20 protein-coding genes are annotated in these 16318 nt (G+C 58.2%); 15 read left to right on the top strand and 5 right to left on the bottom strand.

The window, feature by feature from the left end:
- Positions 1-154 precede the first annotated feature (154 nt).
- The 9 genes from GF108_RS19245 to GF108_RS19205 all read left to right on the top strand — a co-directional run bounded on the left by GF108_RS19245 (position 155) and on the right by GF108_RS19205 (position 7270).
- On the top strand, positions 155-922 hold the full coding sequence (locus GF108_RS19245) for an SDR family NAD(P)-dependent oxidoreductase (protein WP_153669981.1): 768 nt from the start codon (positions 155-157) through the stop codon (positions 920-922).
- Positions 919-1830, top strand: a complete 912-nt coding sequence (locus tag GF108_RS19240) for a 2-dehydro-3-deoxygalactonokinase (protein WP_370462233.1) — start codon at positions 919-921, stop codon at positions 1828-1830. The genes GF108_RS19245 and GF108_RS19240 overlap by 4 nt, the downstream gene beginning before the upstream one ends.
- A 13-nt stretch (positions 1831-1843) precedes the next feature.
- Positions 1844-2482, top strand: a complete 639-nt coding sequence (locus GF108_RS19235; RefSeq protein ID WP_153669978.1) for a 2-dehydro-3-deoxy-6-phosphogalactonate aldolase — start codon at positions 1844-1846, stop codon at positions 2480-2482.
- A gap of 9 nt (positions 2483-2491) precedes the next feature.
- The gene (locus tag GF108_RS19230; protein ID WP_153669976.1) at positions 2492-3361 is read left to right on the top strand and encodes an SMP-30/gluconolactonase/LRE family protein; all 870 of its coding nucleotides are present in this window, start codon (positions 2492-2494) and stop codon (positions 3359-3361) included.
- A gap of 130 nt (positions 3362-3491) precedes the next feature.
- The gene (locus GF108_RS19225) at positions 3492-3998 is read left to right on the top strand and encodes a ferritin-like domain-containing protein (protein ID WP_027232259.1); all 507 of its coding nucleotides are present in this window, start codon (positions 3492-3494) and stop codon (positions 3996-3998) included.
- A gap of 233 nt (positions 3999-4231) precedes the next feature.
- Positions 4232-5077, top strand: a complete 846-nt coding sequence (locus tag GF108_RS19220) for a transporter substrate-binding domain-containing protein (protein ID WP_153669974.1) — start codon at positions 4232-4234, stop codon at positions 5075-5077.
- A gap of 84 nt (positions 5078-5161) precedes the next feature.
- Positions 5162-5824, top strand: coding sequence for an amino acid ABC transporter permease (locus GF108_RS19215; protein ID WP_153669972.1), 663 nt, complete (start codon positions 5162-5164; stop codon positions 5822-5824).
- A 4-nt stretch (positions 5825-5828) separates the two neighbouring features.
- Positions 5829-6491, top strand: coding sequence for an amino acid ABC transporter permease (locus GF108_RS19210; protein ID WP_153669970.1), 663 nt, complete (start codon positions 5829-5831; stop codon positions 6489-6491).
- Between the two features lie 11 nt (positions 6492-6502).
- Positions 6503-7270, top strand: coding sequence for an amino acid ABC transporter ATP-binding protein (locus GF108_RS19205; protein ID WP_113281367.1), 768 nt, complete (start codon positions 6503-6505; stop codon positions 7268-7270).
- Here GF108_RS19205 and GF108_RS19200 read toward each other — a convergent pair.
- The 4 genes from GF108_RS19200 to GF108_RS19185 form a co-directional block, all read right to left on the bottom strand.
- Positions 7248-7655, bottom strand: coding sequence for a DoxX family protein (locus GF108_RS19200; RefSeq protein ID WP_153669968.1), 408 nt, complete (start codon positions 7653-7655; stop codon positions 7248-7250). The two genes, GF108_RS19205 and GF108_RS19200, sit on opposite strands and share 23 nt — an antisense overlap.
- Positions 7656-7791: 136 nt before the next feature.
- Positions 7792-7968 carry a Flp family type IVb pilin gene (locus GF108_RS19195; RefSeq protein ID WP_027232253.1) on the bottom strand — a complete coding sequence of 59 codons (177 nt, stop codon included), beginning with the start codon at positions 7966-7968 and terminating at the stop codon, positions 7792-7794.
- Positions 7969-8320: 352 nt separating this feature from the next.
- Positions 8321-8497, bottom strand: coding sequence for a Flp family type IVb pilin (locus GF108_RS19190; RefSeq protein ID WP_153669966.1), 177 nt, complete (start codon positions 8495-8497; stop codon positions 8321-8323).
- A 224-nt stretch (positions 8498-8721) separates the two neighbouring features.
- Positions 8722-9078: a hypothetical protein gene (locus GF108_RS19185; protein WP_113281366.1), complete on the bottom strand. Its 357-nt coding sequence runs from the start codon at positions 9076-9078 to the stop codon at positions 8722-8724.
- 225 nt (positions 9079-9303) lie between these two features.
- On the opposite strand from GF108_RS19185, the gene GF108_RS19180 reads away from it, so the two are divergent.
- The 6 genes from GF108_RS19180 to GF108_RS19155 are packed head-to-tail and all read left to right on the top strand — an operon-like array spanning position 9304 to position 15183.
- Positions 9304-10659 (top strand): LLM class flavin-dependent oxidoreductase, encoded by a 1356-nt coding sequence (locus tag GF108_RS19180; protein WP_153669964.1) that lies wholly within the window; start codon positions 9304-9306, stop codon positions 10657-10659.
- Between the two features lie 28 nt (positions 10660-10687).
- Complete coding sequence (locus GF108_RS19175) at positions 10688-11581, top strand: ABC transporter ATP-binding protein (RefSeq protein ID WP_153669962.1); 894 nt, start codon at positions 10688-10690, stop codon at positions 11579-11581.
- 1 nt (position 11582) lies between these two features.
- Positions 11583-12656 (top strand): ABC transporter substrate-binding protein, encoded by a 1074-nt coding sequence (locus GF108_RS19170; protein WP_153669960.1) that lies wholly within the window; start codon positions 11583-11585, stop codon positions 12654-12656.
- Positions 12657-12680: 24 nt separating this feature from the next.
- Positions 12681-13526 (top strand): ABC transporter permease, encoded by an 846-nt coding sequence (locus GF108_RS19165; protein WP_153669958.1) that lies wholly within the window; start codon positions 12681-12683, stop codon positions 13524-13526.
- The gene (locus GF108_RS19160; protein ID WP_153669956.1) at positions 13526-14311 is read left to right on the top strand and encodes an ABC transporter permease; all 786 of its coding nucleotides are present in this window, start codon (positions 13526-13528) and stop codon (positions 14309-14311) included. Before GF108_RS19165 ends, GF108_RS19160 begins: the two co-directional genes overlap by 1 nt.
- A gap of 11 nt (positions 14312-14322) precedes the next feature.
- On the top strand, positions 14323-15183 hold the full coding sequence (locus GF108_RS19155) for an NADPH-dependent oxidoreductase (RefSeq protein ID WP_153669954.1): 861 nt from the start codon (positions 14323-14325) through the stop codon (positions 15181-15183).
- 6 nt (positions 15184-15189) lie between these two features.
- On the opposite strand, the gene GF108_RS19150 is transcribed toward GF108_RS19155, so the two are convergent.
- Positions 15190-16014, bottom strand: coding sequence for a class I SAM-dependent methyltransferase (locus GF108_RS19150; RefSeq protein WP_153669953.1), 825 nt, complete (start codon positions 16012-16014; stop codon positions 15190-15192).
- Between the last annotated feature and the right edge of the window lie 304 nt (positions 16015-16318).

Genomic DNA, 16318 nt, shown 5'->3' with positions numbered 1-16318 from the left:
GCACCTTCACCTTGAATTGGGGCTCACTACACAAATGTGAGTTGTCCGGGTGCGGAATTCAGGGTCACATCTTGACTTCCGGGAGCCTAGGAGATCAATTCGATATAGTCAAACACTGTTCCAAATAATGGAACTTATGCTGTGAGTTCGAGCCATGATGCCTTCTGCCGTTTTCCCCGACTTGAAGAACCGCTCCGTGCTCATAACAGGTGGCGGCTCCGGCATCGGCGCTGCCCTCACTGAGGGGTTCGTCGCGCAAGGTGCACGCGTCGCGTTCATCGACATTGCTGAGGCTGCCTCCGAGGACCTGGCCAACGAGCTCGACAAGAATTACGGCAACCGCCCGCTCTATTTGAGGGCTGATCTCACTGACATCGAGGCCCTGCGCAACGCTGTTGCCACCGCAATTTCGAAGAACGGACCGGTAACCGTTCTCGTCAACAATGCCGCCTGGGATGACCGGCATGACATTGACGATGTGACAGAGAATTACTGGGACGGGAACCAGGCGATAAATCTCCGCCCGCACTTCTTTACCGCCCAGGCGGTCGTGCCCGGCATGCGGGAGGCAGGTGGCGGATCGATCATTAATTTCACGTCGATCTCCTTTATGATCAACCAGGGCAACCTGCCGGCCTACACCGCTGCCAAGGCCGGGATCATAGGCCTGACAAAGGGATTGGCGGGTCGGCTCGGACCGGAGAAGATCCGTGTCAATGCCATCGCCCCCGGCTGGGTGATGACGGAACGGCAACGCACGCATTGGGTGACGGAAGAGGGGCTGGGAGCGTATATGAAAAGGCAGGCCATCCCGGAGGAATTACTGCCCGGCGACATGGTGGGACCTTGCCTTTTCCTGGCCTCGGACGCATCACGCATGCTCACAGCGCAGACGCTGATCGTCGATGGAGGCTGCCTGTGACGTCTGCACCCGCCTATGGCCTCAGCGATTGGGGAACGAGCCGGTTTCGCCTCTGGCTTGTGGATGGCACGGGGAACATCATTGCCGAGAAGCGTTCGGATGATGGGCTCGATGCGTCGCGGGACCGCGGATTCGCAACGACACTCGAAAGCCACCTTTCCGAGCTTGGTGCGCCCGTGCAGTTGCCGGTCATCGTCTGCGGCATGGCGGGCTCACGCCAGGGTTGGGTGGAGGCCAACTACGTTGCCGTCCCGGCGGATCTCAATGCGATTCTTTCTGGTGCCGTGAAAATTACAGGGATCGACCGTGATGTGCGGATCATCCCGGGTCTGTCGCAGTCCGGGCGCTTTCCCAACGTCATGCGCGGCGAGGAAACCCAACTTCTTGGCGCCATGCTGGCGCGAAATATCACGGACGGTGTCGTCGCCATGCCCGGCACCCACTCGAAATGGGTCGAACTCCAGAGCGGCAGGGCGAAGACGTTTTCAACCTATTTGACGGGCGAACTTTATGCGCTCCTCGCCTCGCAGTCGATCCTGCGGCACTCAGTGCAGGGTGCTGCGAGTTCCGCCTCCGCCGATCATCCGCAATTTACCGCAGCAGTGGAGTTGATGCTGTCTGGAGAAGCGATGCTCGGCGAACTCTTTGCTATTCGCGCGGCGATGCTGCTCGAAAACCTTTCGCCTGAGGGGGCGGCCTCACGACTTTCTGGTCTGCTTATCGGCGCGGAAATTGCCGGCGCAAGATCGAAGCACCAGGGCCGGGTCGCGCTCGTTGCTTCCGGCAGCATGGCTACGCTCTACGGCAAGGCACTTTCGCTCGCGGGCATCGAGTTCGGTGCGGTCGACGCCGATGAAGCCGTTCGCAAGGGTCTGTTTGTCGCCGCCTCGGCCATCTGGCCCCGTTGATAAGGACTATGCAATGACAAGCGCATCCACCCCATGGCCCAAGCTGCAACGCGATCTCATCGCCATTTTGCGCGGCGTGAAGCCGGATGAAGTTCTGGGCATTGCTGAGGAACTGGTGAGGGCCGGCATTGAAGCGATCGAAGTCCCACTGAATTCACCTGATCCGTTTCGATCGATTGAGTTGCTGGCGAAGAAATTGCCGTCCTCCGTTCTGGTTGGTGCCGGAACGGTGCTTGACGCCGCGGATGTCGCACGTCTGGCGGAAGCGGGTGGACGTCTGATGATCAGCCCTAATGTCGATCTGGCCGTATTGAGTGCGGCGGTCGCGGCAGGCATGGTGACCATGCCTGGCGTTTTCACGCCTACCGAAGCCCTGGCCGCCTTGAGCGCTGGCGCATCAGGCTTGAAATTCTTTCCTGCAAGCGTCCTCGGGCCTGAAGGGATCAAGGCCATCAGCGCGATCTTGCCCAAGGGAACGGTCATCGGCGCCGTTGGCGGTGTCGACGAAAATGGCTTTGCTGCCTATTCGAAGGTCGGGGTGCGCACGTTCGGCCTTGGCTCCAGCCTTTACAAGGTGGGCGCATCCGCCGCCTTCGTCGGCGAACGCGCAAGGGTTACGGTGGCGGCTTATGACCGCGTGTTCGCTGCCTAAGGGCTACCGATGACGAAGATCAGCATATTTCATGACGAACCCTGCGAACTTGGAGAAGGGCCGGGTTTTGATCCACTGACCAATACAGTGTGGTGGTTTGACATTCTTGCCGGTCGGCTCTTTGAAAAGCCGCTCGCCGGCGGCGAGGCTCGCATGCATAGCCTCGGTCAGATGGCGAGCGCGCTTGCGGTCGTTGACAAGGAGCGCCAACTCGTCCTGACGGAGACCGGGCTCTTCGTTCGCGATCGCTCGACAGGGCACACGATGATGCACCAGCCGATCGAAGCCGATAATCCGGCAACGCGGTCCAATGACGCGCGCGTGCATCCGGCCGGAGCGTTCTGGGTCAGCACCATGGGCAAGAAGGCTGAGCCGGGCGCGGGCGCCATCTATTGGTATCGCGAGGGCGAGCTGCGCAAACTGTACGGCAATATTTCGATCGCTAATTCGATCTGTTTCGCACCCGATGGGCGTGCTGCCTATTTCGCGGATTTGGCGCTTAATATCGTCTGGCGGGTGAATACGGATCCTGAGACGGGACTGCCGAACGGCGAGCCCACCGAGTTTCTCAGGAATACCGGGAGCGGGGGCTTTGACGGTTCGGTGGTCGATGCTGACGGCAACCTTTGGAATGCCTCCTGGGGCGGCTCCCGTATCGATGTCTTTGCTCCATCGGGAAAGCGTATCCGAACAATTGAACTGCCCATTCCGCAGCCGACCTGTCCCGCATTCATCGGCACGGATAGCGCGAGCCTGATCGTGACCAGTGCCTATGCCGAGATGGATGAGGCTTCACGCAAGACGTACCCGGATGCCGGCAAAACCTTCCGCATCGAGATGGCAGGGAAGGGCAGGCTGGACCCGCAAGTGAGAATTTGAAAACCTGAAAATTATCTCGGAACAATAACCAGAACCTCCCCGTTTCCTCTGGGCAATCGAAACACACTGACTGCAGGTCGACGCTTTTGGGCGCCGAATGTCGATGCATGTCCAAACAAGGGAGAATGACATGGGTTTCTTTTCGAAAGACATCAAAACGATGGACGATCTTTTCGTTCATACACTGCGCGACATTTATTATGCCGAGAACCAGATCGTAAAAGCCTTGCCTGAAATGATCGACAAGGCATCGGATCAAGAACTGAAGATGGGGTTTGAAAAACACCTGCAGGAAACCGAGACCCAGATCGACAGGCTTGAGCAGGTCTTCAAGCTGCATGGCGTCGAGGTCAGCGGCGTAAATTGCCCGGCGATCGACGGAATTCTGGAAGAGGCAGATGAGGTCAGCGGCGAAGTCGATGACGACCAGGTGCTCGATGCCGCGCTCATCGCCGCCGGTCAGGCCGTCGAACACTACGAGATCACGCGCTACGGTACGTTGATCGCGTGGGCAAAGCAGCTTGGACGCGAAGATTGCGCTTCGCTTCTCCAGCAGAATCTCAACGAAGAGATGAATGCCGATAAGGCCTTGACCAAGATTGCTGAGGGTCACGTCAACGCTGCTGCCGCAGCATAAGACGAAATTCGCAATCAACGTAAAGAATCCAAGCTCGCATCCGCCGATGCGAGCTTTTCTTTTGGGCCGCGCGAGCGCCCATTTCAGGCACCCCCAAGCGCCCAGAGAGCAGCGGTAAATCCCGCTTGACAAGTTCAAGCCACTGTAATTCTATATGTCATCCATTATTAGGTATTATATTCCACTATAATGGATAACGACACAAGATTCGCTTTGACGAATAGGGGAACAAAATGTCCAAACGACTTTACATTGCGGCCCTTGCAGCCGCTCTCGTTGCGCTGCCTTCGATTGGCGCATTCGCTCAAGAAACCAAAAGCAAGCTCGACGAAGTGTTGGCGCGCGGCCATCTGGTCATGGGAACCGGCAGCACCAATGCGCCCTGGCATTTCAAGAGTGCCGACGACAAGTTGCAGGGCTTCGATATCGATATGGGCCACATCATCGCCAAGGCCCTGTTCAACGACCCGGACAAGATCGAATTCGTCAACCAGTCTTCCGATGCGCGCATTCCCAACATTACCACGGATAAGGTCGATATCACCTGCCAGTTCATGACGGTGACCGGCGAGCGCGCCCAGCAGATCGCATTCACCATCCCCTATTATCGCGAGGGCGTCGGCCTCATGCTGAAGGCCGACGGCAAATATGCCGACTACGCCGCGCTCAAGGCTGCCGGCTCCGGCGTCACGATTTCGGTTCTGCAGAACGTCTATGCCGAAAGCATGGTCCACGCGGCGCTCCCCGAAGCCAAGGTCGACCAATATGAATCGGTCGATCTCATTTATCAGGCGCTCGAATCCGGACGCGCCGACGCTGCCGCGACCGACCAGTCGTCGCTTGCCTGGTACATGACGCAGAATCCCGGCCGCTACAAGGACGGTGGCTACGGCTGGAACCCGCAAACCTATGCTTGCGGTGTGAAGCGCGGCGATCAGGATTGGCTGAACTTCGTCAACACCGCCCTGCACGAGGCCATGACCGGCGTCGAGTTCGACTTCTACGCCAAGTCCTTCAAGACCTGGTTCGGCAAGGACCTTACCCCGCCGCAGATCGGCTTCCCGGTCGAATACAAGTAACCGGCATCGCGCAGCGGCTCCGGGTCTCTCCGGTGCCGTTGCGTGAACGCTGCGCATCAGTCCGGTTCCATCGGGGGGAACGCAATGGGATATACGCTGAATTTCGCTGCCGTCTGGCGCAGCTTCGACCTGCTCCTTCAAGGCCTGGCCCTCAGCCTCACACTTGCGTTCGGTGCAATCCTCATCGGCGCCATCATCGGCCTGATCACCGCGTTCGGACTGATCTCGAAGAACGGCTTCATCAAGCGGCCGGCCGGAATTTACGTAACGATCATCCGCAACACCCCGATCCTGGTGCTGGTGCTCTTCAGCTATTTTGCCCTGCCGCAGCTCGGTTTGCGGCTCGGCAAGATCGAGAGCTTCGTCTTCACCCTCGCGCTCTATTCCGGTGCCTATCTTGCGGAAGTGTTTCGCGCTGGACTTCTGTCGATACCGCCGGGACTTCGTGAAGCGGGGCTCGCCATCGGCCTTACGGAGATGCAGATTCGAACGTCGATCATCGCGCCGCTGATGTTCCGCAACATCCTGCCGTCCTTAAGCAGCACGATAATTTCGCTGTTCAAGGATACCTCGCTCGCCGCCGCGATCGCGATTCCGGAACTGACCTTCGAAGCGCGCAAGATCAATGTCGAAAGCTTCCGTGTCATCGAAACCTGGATCGTCGCCAGCTGCCTCTATGTATTCACCTGCTCGATCCTCGCGGCGCTGATGCGCGGCGTCGAGCGCCGTTTGTCCTTGCCGAGGTGATGCGATGGATATAGCTCACTTCCTCGATGTCCTTTGGCTCGCGCGCTTCCCGATCCTCAAGGGTCTTGGTGTCACGATATCGATATCGGTCCTCGCCATCTGCTTCGGCACCGTGCTCGGCGTATTCGTCGGGCTCGCCCTGACCTACGGTGTGCGCCTGCTGCGCTGGATCGTTCGCGGCTACACGGATTTCATCAGGGGCACGCCGGTCCTGGTACTTGTCCTTGCGAGCTATTACGTGCTTGGCACGATCGGGCTTGATCTTGGCCCCTTTCAGGCAGGCGTTCTTGCCCTTGCGGTATTCTGTAGCTCGCATGTCGGCGAAATCGTCCGGGGCGCCCTGCAATCGATCCCCAAGGGGCAGACCGAGGCGGCCAAGGCCATTGGTCTCACCTTCCCGCAAACCTTCGCCTATGTTCTCGGCCCTCAGGCATTGCGCCAGGTCCTGCCGGCCTGGGTGAACACTGCGGCGGAGATGGTCAAGGCGTCGACGCTCCTTTCGATCATCGGCGTTGCCGAACTTCTGCTGCGCACACAGGAGTTGATCTCGCGCTCGTTCATGAGCCTCGAGTTCTATTTCTTCGCCGGTTTCCTCTATTTCGTCATCAACTACGCCATCGAGCGCTTCGGCCGTTATGTCGAGCGCAAGACCGCCGTTCCATCGTAAGGCATTTTCCGATGTCCAACCTTCTTGAAATCCGCAACCTGCACAAAAGCTACGGCGACGTGGAAGTGCTGAAGGGCGTCGACTGCACCATGGCGCAGGGAGATGTCATCAGCATTATCGGTTCGAGCGGTTCGGGCAAGACCACGATGCTCCGCTGCATCAACATGCTGGAAGAGTTCCAAGGCGGCTCGATCAGCATCGACGGCGAAGAGATTGGATATGAAACAGCTGGTGGCCAGCGCCATCGCAAGAAGGAGAAGGAAATTGCCCGCCAACGCGCCCTGACCGGCATGGCCTTCCAGCAATTCAATCTCTTTCCGCACATGACCGCCGCCCGCAACGTCATGCTGGGGCTGATGAAGGTGAAGAAGCTCGGAAAGGACGAAGCGCGATCCATAGCCGAAAAATGGCTCGATCGTGTCGGCTTGCGATCACGTGCCGACCATTTCCCGGGTCAGCTTTCAGGCGGGCAGCAGCAGCGTGTCGCGATCGCCCGCGCCATCGCCATGAACCCCAGGCTTATGCTCTTCGATGAAGTGACATCCGCGCTTGACCCCGAACTCGTCAACGAGGTGCTGCAGGTGATCAAGGCGCTGGCGCAGGACGGCATGAGCATGCTGCTCGTCACCCACGAAATGCGCTTTGCCTATGAGGTTTCCAACCGCGTCATCTTCATGAACCAGGGTCGTATCGGCGAGGAAGGCAATCCGCGCGAAATGTTCCACAAGCCGCAAACGGAACGCCTTGCCGAGTTTCTCAAGACATCGAGTTTTGGATAACGCCGCGCTTCATCGCGTCGATCGACCAGGCGCCCGGCCCGAAGGCCATGAGGGCGAGAAATCCACCGGCAATGGCGATATTCTTGTTGAAGTTGATGACCTGCTCGATATTGCCGAAATCGCTGTGGAAGAGCAGCGCCGTCAGCAGGCAGAAGCCGGCAAGCGCGAGCGCGGCATAACGGGTCATAAATCCTGCAGCGATCAGCGATCCACCGCCAAGCTCGGTCAGGATGACAAGTGGCAACAGACCGGGCGTGACACCGTTGGTCTGCATGTAGCTTGCGGTCGCCGAGTAGGCGGAGATCTTGCTCCAGCCTTCGACAACGAAGATATAGGCGAGAAACAGTCGCGCCAGCAGCGCGAGCGGAGCCTGCAATCTTTCCATTTCTTCCTCCAGATATTGGACTGAATATGGAACACGCAAATCCGCCGCTTTATTCATATGTCGGAAAAGCGAAAGAGCCACCTTGCGGTGGCTCTCCGGTAGTATTAGGTCGCCGGTAAGGCGACCCTGAAGTAAATTAGTTTGCAGCGTCGGTCATCGTCGTGCCGAGGGTATTGAAGGTCGAGCTCAGGCTGGAGCCGAGGCTGCGTACACCAGCGATGATGCCGACGGAGATGAGGGCTGCAATCAGGCCGTATTCGATTGCTGTTGCGCCAGATTCGTCCTTGAGGAAGCGTGCGAAGAGGTTGCTCATGATCATGTATCCCTGTTTGTTTGTTGACGCGGTTTCGTTGAACCGTCTCGAACTTAGGCGGCGGCCATTTACGGCCGACTTAAGGAACATGGTTGAGAAATAGCTAACCCACGTCGTGATTAACACGCGATTACATCAGATGGTTGTATTTGCGTAAAATACCGTGAGCGTTGCATGGCCGGTTGCCAAAAGTGGTAGAGGTCTTACTTGGATATGGTCCGGGCCCAGCTGTAGCCAAGGCGCAATTACTACGAAACTTGATGAGAAAGTGAGCAAATCCTCATACTCTCAATCGACGGTCTAACTTTCGACCGCAGGTTTGCATGACAGGCTTGCCAACGCACCTACCGGCTTACTTGCCGTTCTTCTCTATCGTGGTGCCAAGTGTGTTTAAGGTTGTGCTGAGGCTGGAGCCGAGGCTCCTCACTCCGACGATGATGCCCACGGAGATGAGAGCTGCGATCAGGCCGTATTCGATTGCCGTCGCGCCGGATTCATCCTTGAGGAACCGTTTGAAAAGTTTGTTCATATCAATATCCCTGTGTGCGAAATAAGGTGGTGTTGAAACGCCCTGAACCTCAGTCGCAGCGGTTTACACACCCCTAAAGAACGTGGTTGAACAACCTTTAGCACACCTTGCAATAAACAAGGTATTACTTTAAGTATCGGTATTTATATTGATGTTTACTATATTTTTATTAAAGTTTTAACAAAATAACTCTGTGAAGAGCAAGACTAGCCGAGTTTGCTGCGTTACCAAATCCATGGGTAGCGTTCTGAAAGCAGACGGACGGAGTCGATGACGATTGCCACGAAGACGCCCGAGCCGGTTATGACGATGCCAATCAGGAAATAGCGGCTCGCCCGTTCATAGACGGACTTTTTCAGGGATTCGGTTTTCAAGAGGAGCGCGAGGGAACGCAGCTGAAATGCAATGCCGATCGATATGAGAAAGAGGGTTGGCAAATCCGTGATTTTCCAGGGTACCGGATTGCTTGCCCATTGGGTGAGGAACCCAAGCGAAAATGACAGGACGACGCCGACGACAGTTATCGTGCCGTTGCGAAACACCGTTTCAATGAGATGTTCGTCGTGATCGTTGCGGTTCATCCCAAACCCTCCGCTTGATCAGCTTAGCACGATATCCGACCGGCGACGCGGGCAATCAATCACCGCGGGCACGTCGGCGCCACCGTCATCGAAAATCAACCTCCGCGGATAAGTCATCTTAAATCAATAAAACCCCGTAGACTGGATTTTAAAGAATACCATTTCTGTCGTGATTAAAATTTGCGGCCTAGGCTTTTCGTCACGCAATGGACGAAAGGCGAAGTCATGGGCAAACGAACCGGCCAAATCAAACTTGGAGCATTCCTCTATCCGACGGGCCATCACATCGCGGCCTGGCGCCATCCTGAAGCGCAGGCCGATGCGGGTTCGAATTTTGCCCATTACGCCGAACTTGCCCGGATTGCCGAGGCCGCAAAGTTCGACCTGATCTTCATGGCCGATGGCGTCGGCACCCGGGGCACGGACACGGAGGCCTTGAGCCGGACGGCGATCCGCTATGTGGCCCAGTTCGAGCCGCTCACCTTGCTCTCGGCGCTTGCAGCACTCACGACCCGGATCGGGTTTGTCGCAACCGCCTCGACGACCTACAACGAGCCCTATCATATCGCCCGCAAATTTGCCTCGCTCGACCACATCAGCGGCGGGCGCGCCGGCTGGAACCTTGTGACCTCCGCCAGTGAGGACGAAGCGCACAATTTCAACCGGGACCACCACGTTGCCCATGCCGAGCGCTACGAACGGGCGGAAGAGTTCGCTGATGTCGTGCGCGGTCTTTGGGACACATGGGAAGAAGATGCCTTCCTGCGCGACAAGGAGAGCGGCATCTATTACGACCCGTCGAAGCAGCACCTCCTCAATCACCGCGGCAAGCATTTCAAGGTCCGCGGCCCGCTCAACGTTGCACGTGCACCGCAAGGGCATCCGGTGATTGTTCAGGCCGGGTCGTCCGAGCCGGGCAAGGAGCTTGCGGCGCGGACGGCAGAGGTCATTTTTACCGCACATCAGAATGCCGACGATGCACGCGCCTTTTACAGTGATGTGAAAGGGAGGCTCGCCCGCTATGGCCGCTCGCCGGACGAACTCAAAATCATGCCCGGCATCTTCCCGGTCGTTGCGAAAACAGAATCGGAAGCCAGGGAAAAGTTCGAGCAGATCCAGGAGCTTATTCATCCGGCAGTCGGACTCTCGCTGTTGAACGGCATGGCAGGTGACGTCGACCTGTCCAAGTATCCGCTTGATGGACCGCTTCCGGAAGTTACCGAAACCAATGGCAGCAAAAGCCGTCAGAAGCTGATGATCGATCTGGCCCGACGCGAAAACCTGACCATCCGCCAGCTCTATCTGCGCGTTGCCGGTGCGCGCGGCCACTGGCAGGTAATCGGGACGCCCGAGCAGATCGTCGATCAGATGGAGGACTGGTTCAAGACTGGCGCAGCGGACGGCTTCAACGTCATGCCGCCACATTTGCCGGCCGGACTGACCGATTTCGTCGAGCACATCGTTCCGGAACTCCGTCGTCGCGGTCTCTTCCGCAGCGAATATGAAGGCCAGACGCTGCGCAGTCACCTCGGTCTGCGGGAGCCGCAGCATCCGGCGCACGCCGCCGTCGCGGCCGAATAACATTTACTCGCGAAAGAGAGCGACCAAGATGACCAGCACAGCCCATCTGAAGATCAGCAATGTCAGCCGGCAATTCCGTGTCAATGGCGGCGAACTCACGGCGCTCGACCGCGTCAGCCTTGACGTCAAGGCCGGTGAATTCGTCACCATCGTCGGCGCGAGTGGCTGCGGCAAGTCGACATTGCTGCGCCTCGGCGCGGGTCTCGATACCGGGCATGACGGGCTTGTCGAACATGCAGGCAAGCCAGTGACCGGTCCGAGCCTCGACCGTGGTATCGTATTCCAGGAGCCGCGATTGTTCCCCTGGCTGACCGTCGAGCGCAATGTGGCGCTGGGGCTGGAAAATGCGGCTTTTTCCAAGGCCGAGAAGCAGGACCTCGTTGCCAAGCAGATCGCGCTTGTCGGCCTTACCGGGTTCGAAAAGGCCTATCCGCACCAGCTCTCGGGCGGCATGGCCCAGCGCGCCGGGATTGCGCGCGGGCTCGTCAACCGTCCTGACGTCCTTTTCCTCGACGAGCCCTTCGGCGCGCTGGATGCGATCACCAAGGCGCATCTGCAAGGCGAGCTGCAGGACATATGGGCGAGGGAGCAAATCACAATGGTGCTGGTTACCCACGATGTCGACGAAGCCGTCTACCTCGGCGATCGCGTCGTCGTCATGTCGCCGCGCCCGGGCCGGATCAGGGAGATCGTACCTGTCGACCTGCCACATCCGCGCGAACGGACCTCGGCGCAACTCGCCAGTATCCGCAACCATGTTCTCGACATTCTCAACAGCACGACGCGGAACGGCCAGCCGAAGACAATCGCAAAGCAACCCGCACAGGTGAAGCGCCCGCCAATCAAGACCGCCAGTGCTGCACGGAACGCGCCACGTTCGCGGCCATCGGGGCGCCCCATTCTTTCAACGACGGAGATCTGAAATGAGCCTATCGCAACTCACCCGCCGCACGGTCCTGGCCGCATTTGCCGCTTCGCTGCTGGCGGTTCCGGCCGTTGCCGAGCCGGTCACCCTCAATATCGGTTACGCCGCGATCGGCGTCGACAGCAGGCCCTACGCGGAGGGGACTTCGGCCGCGACGGCGCGTGCCGGCGAGTTTCTCGAGAAGGAGTTTGCCAACGACCCTGACGTCAAGATCGAATGGTTCTTCTTCAAGGGTGCGGGACCTGCGGTCAACGAGGCCTTTGCCAACAACCAGCTTGATTTTGCCTATCAAGGCGATCTCCCGTCATTGATCGGCCGGGCCAACGGCTTGAAAACAAAATATCTCCTGGCTAGTGGGGCGCGCAAACCGCTTTACCTTGCCGTTGCCAAGGATTCTGACATCAAGTCAGTTGCGGATCTGAAAGGCAAGAAGGTCGCATATCAGCGTGGTACCAACGGCCATCTCGCAGCGATCAAGATCCTCGAGGCGAATGGTCTGACGGAAAAGGATATTCAGGTCATCAATCTCGACAGCGCCGGCACGGTCGCAGCGTTGACCAGCCAGGACATCGATGCCGCCTTTGGCGATACGCCACTGATCAACCTCGCTGCCAAGGGCAACGCGAAAGTGATCTACACCACCAAAGGCGATGATCCGCGATTCGGCCGCAATGCGGGTATCGTCGGCCGCGAAGACTTCATCGACAAGCATCCAGAAATCACCCAGCGCGTCGTCGATGCCTTCGTCAAGGCGGCGCAGTGGTCGTCGGACGAGCCGAACCGGGCTGCGCTTTTCGAGCTCTGGCACAAGTCGGGAACGCCCGTGCCGATCCTCGAGGACTACTTCAGCAATGACACGCTCGCCTACCGCAACTCGCCGCTGATCGATGACCTGCTTGTTTCCCAGTATGAAGAGCAAGCCGTCAAAGCCAAGGAATTCGGCTTGATCCGGCGTGATGTGAGCACCGATGGCTGGTTCGAGCCGAAATATCTGAATGCAGCGCTGGCCAAGCTCAATCTTCAGAATTTTTGGCAGTCCTACGGCGCCAATGGCAAGCCCCTCGGCTCCTGATCTGGCCTCAAATAAAGAGACGACATGACGCTCCTGTCCGATAATACCGCCCTTGCGCCGAGATCGTTGCAGGGGCGGGCCAGAATATGGCGATGGCGACGCGGTGGTTTGAAGCTTCGCCGCGTCGCGGTTGCGCTGATCCTGCCGCTGGCGCTCGTCGCAGCATGGTGGCTGGCTTCAAGCCGGGGATGGCTCCCGGAGCAGATCCTGCCATCGCCAGCCTATGTCTATGCCACCGCGGTCGAGATGATCGCGTCAGGTGAAATCCTGTACCACACCGGGGTGAGCCTGCGACGCGTGGTGGTCGGGTTTCTGTTTGGGGCGGCAGCAGGCCTTACACTCGGCGTCGCAATGGGATTGTCGCGGCGCGTGGACGACTACGTGCGCCCGCTCTTCCTCGCCTTCGCCCAAATTCCGACCCTTGGATGGATCCCCTTGCTGATGCTGATCTTCGGCATCGGCGAAACCTTGAAGATCATCGTGATTGCGAAGGGCGCTCTTGTCCCGATGACCCTGAACACCGCGGCTGGCATTCGCTCCGTGCCAGCCAATTTTGTCGAAGTGGGCCACGCACTCCGCTTCAACCGCTGGCAGACGCTGCGGCTGATCGTTCTTCCGGGCGCAGCACCTTCGATCTTCACCGGTATTCGCTACGGTCTGACCCATTCCTGGACGGCGCTTGTCGGCGTCGAGCTGCTCGCCTCCTCCGAGGGGCTCGGGTACCTCCTCGTCTGGGGCCGGCAGATGTTCTGGCTCGATGTCGTTATCGTTGCCATGATCGCAATCGGGATCGTCGGGTTCCTCATGGATAAGGGATTCGACGCTGCCGAAAACCGCGTGCAGCGCTGGAAGCAGAAGGAAGAAAGCTGATGGCGGCTACCTATGTGAGTTCCGAACGGGTGCTGAAAATTCGCCGTGGTTTGACCCTCCCGATCCTTCTCCTTATCTTGTGGGAAGGTTCAAGCCGGAGCGGCCTCGTCGATCCGCGCTTTCTTCCATCGCTCGAAGATGTCTTCCTGACTGCAAAGCGCGAACTTATCGACAACAACCTCTTCGGCGAACTTGGGTTCAGCCTGTTTCGGAATATTGCGGGCTTTCTCCTCGGTTCTGCTCTCGGCGTGCTCTTTGCAACGCTGCTTGCCCTGTCGCGCGTGGCCGATGCCCTGATTACCCCTACCTTCAACGGCCTGAAGCAGATTTCACTGCTCGCATGGATCCCGCTCATTTCTATCTGGTTCGGCTTCGGCGAACAGGCCAAGATTGTCTTCGTCGCGCTCGCCGCCTTCATTCCCGTCGTGCTCAACACCTATGAAGGCATGCGCAATGTGCCGGCGGATCTGATCGAGGTGGGCGATGCCCTGCGGTTTACGCCGGTGCAGCGCATGACGCGCATCTTCCTTCCGTCGGCCCTGCCATCGATCGCTACAGGCGTGCACCTCGGGTTGATCTATTCATGGCTTGCAACGGTCGGGGCTGAGTATTTTCTTGCTGTTGGCCCGGGCATCGGCGGCTTGATCATTGCCGGCCGCGAACGCTTCGACATGGCCCTTGTTATGGTCGGCGTGATCATTCTCGGCATTGTCGGGTTTATTCTCAACCGGCTCGCCGCTAAGGTCGAAAACTATCTCTTGCGCTGGCGCGTAAGCACTCATTGAAAGCAATATTGATGCCCATCACTGCAGCCGAAACCCTGAACGATACGCCGCGCGACCGCCTGGAAAGGCTGTTGGAACAACGATACGGCGAAAATCATCCTTTGGTAGGCCATGGAATTTCGACAGAGACGATTGATGTTCTGCTCGATCATCGCAGCGTGCGGTCCTACCTGCTAAAGCCTGTTCCGGCCGAGGTCGTGGAACTTGCGATTGCCGCCGCGCAATCGGCTCCCACATCATCGAACTTGCAGGCATGGAGTGTCGTTGCGGTCGAAGACCGAGAGCGCAAAGCGCGGATCAACGCCGTTGCTGGCAACCAGAGGCAGATCGACCAGGCGCCTTTGCTTCTCATTTGGCTTGCGGACCTTTCCCGGCTGCGCCGTATCGCCGATGCGGAAGGATCGACATCTGACGGCCTGGACTATGTCGAGGGCTTTCTCCTTGCCATCATCGACGCTGCCCTTGCCGCACAGAATGCCCTGGTTGCCTTTGAGTCCCTTGGCCTTGGCACCTGCTATATCGGAGCGCTGCGCAACGATCCGGCTACGGTTGCCCGGGAACTCGATCTGCCCGCATTGGTCTTTCCAGTGTTCGGCCTGACGGTCGGATATCCCGATCCTGCGATCAAGACAGATGCCAAGCCGCGCCTCCCGCAACCCACCGTGCTTCACCGCGAGCGGTACAGCGAGAACCCCAGCAAAGACGACCTCGGTCTCTACAATGAGACTTTGCGCGCCTTCCAAAAAATCCAGTCGATGACACCGATCGATTGGTCGGAACAGGTCTCCCGCCGTATCGCCACGAAGGAGGCGCTGAAGAACCGCGACAAGCTTCGCGACGTACTGGAAGGGTTTGGGTTCCAGCTGAAGTAGGCGAGGCTATGCCCGTGCAACAATCTCGATTGGTTCGATAATTCCGTTTTCGAGGGCTTCAAAAGCGTTTGCCAGTCGTTGCTTGGCCGTTGGTCCCATGATGATCTGTCCACTGAGCACGGGCGGACCCTCCGCCGCGGCCTTGGCCTGCATCTCTCGGACGATTTTTATGGCGAGATCGCGCCGGGTGTTCTTTGCCTGTATCTCGAAACCTGCGGCGCTCAATGTCTTGCTATAGAAGCCCGGCGTCTCGACAAAGCTCGTTTCCTTGTTCATGGCCCAGGGCATGGGATAGTTCAGCGGCGCATCGCCCACACGCATGATGTCATAGACGACAAAGCGCCCGCCCGGCTTCAAGACGCGCCAGACCTCAGCAAAAAGCGTGTGCTTGTCTTCAATGTTCATGCCGACGTGTATCATGTAGGCAGCGTCGAAACTGCCTTCATCGAAAGGAAGGGCGAGCGCACTGGCCTGATGAAAATCGATGCGGTCATCAAGGCCGCAGCGGTCGGTCAGCGCCCGGGCGACTTCGACGAACTCGTCAGTAAGATCAACACCTGTGATGCGGCACTCATAGGTTTCGGCGAGATAGCGGGCCGGCCCGCCTATGCCGCAACCGACGTCAAGGAGGTGCATTTGCGGCTCGATACGCAAGCTTCTGCCGAGTTCTATGGTCGCGGGAAGCCAGCCGAAGTGAAACTCGTCAATGGGCGCAAGATCAGACGCCGTCAGGGTATCGATGTCTTTACCGGCAGCTATGAGCGCCGCCAATATCGCCTTTTCCAGCGAGCCGTGTGTGTAGTGCCGGGCGACTTGTTCTTCAATGCTCATCGGCGTTCCTATCGGGAGGCGCGGAACAAGGTGAATGCCGGATTATACCTCGTCGCAGTCGGAAGCGATATGACGTCGCCTGGCGTCGGCCGTGAAATCAGCGGATCGCGGCAAATTATTTACCTGTTTGTGCGTCCATGGGGCGTCGAAGACTTCCAGTCGCACGACCGGCCCGGTAACCGCAGAGTCCACAGCCATGCGGGCCGGGCCACTTTCTGTTCAAAGCTGCCCTGTCAGTAATATGACTTGAATTATCATATTATTATCGCGTATTGAGCGATAGATGCTTTCCTGCCGTGTCAGC

The organism is Phyllobacterium sp. SYP-B3895, assembly GCF_009647635.1.
GTDB lineage: Bacteria > Pseudomonadota > Alphaproteobacteria > Rhizobiales > Rhizobiaceae > Phyllobacterium > Phyllobacterium pellucidum.
Note: the sequence above shows the minus strand (reverse complement) of the source record. Positions and strands in the feature narration are given on the sequence as shown.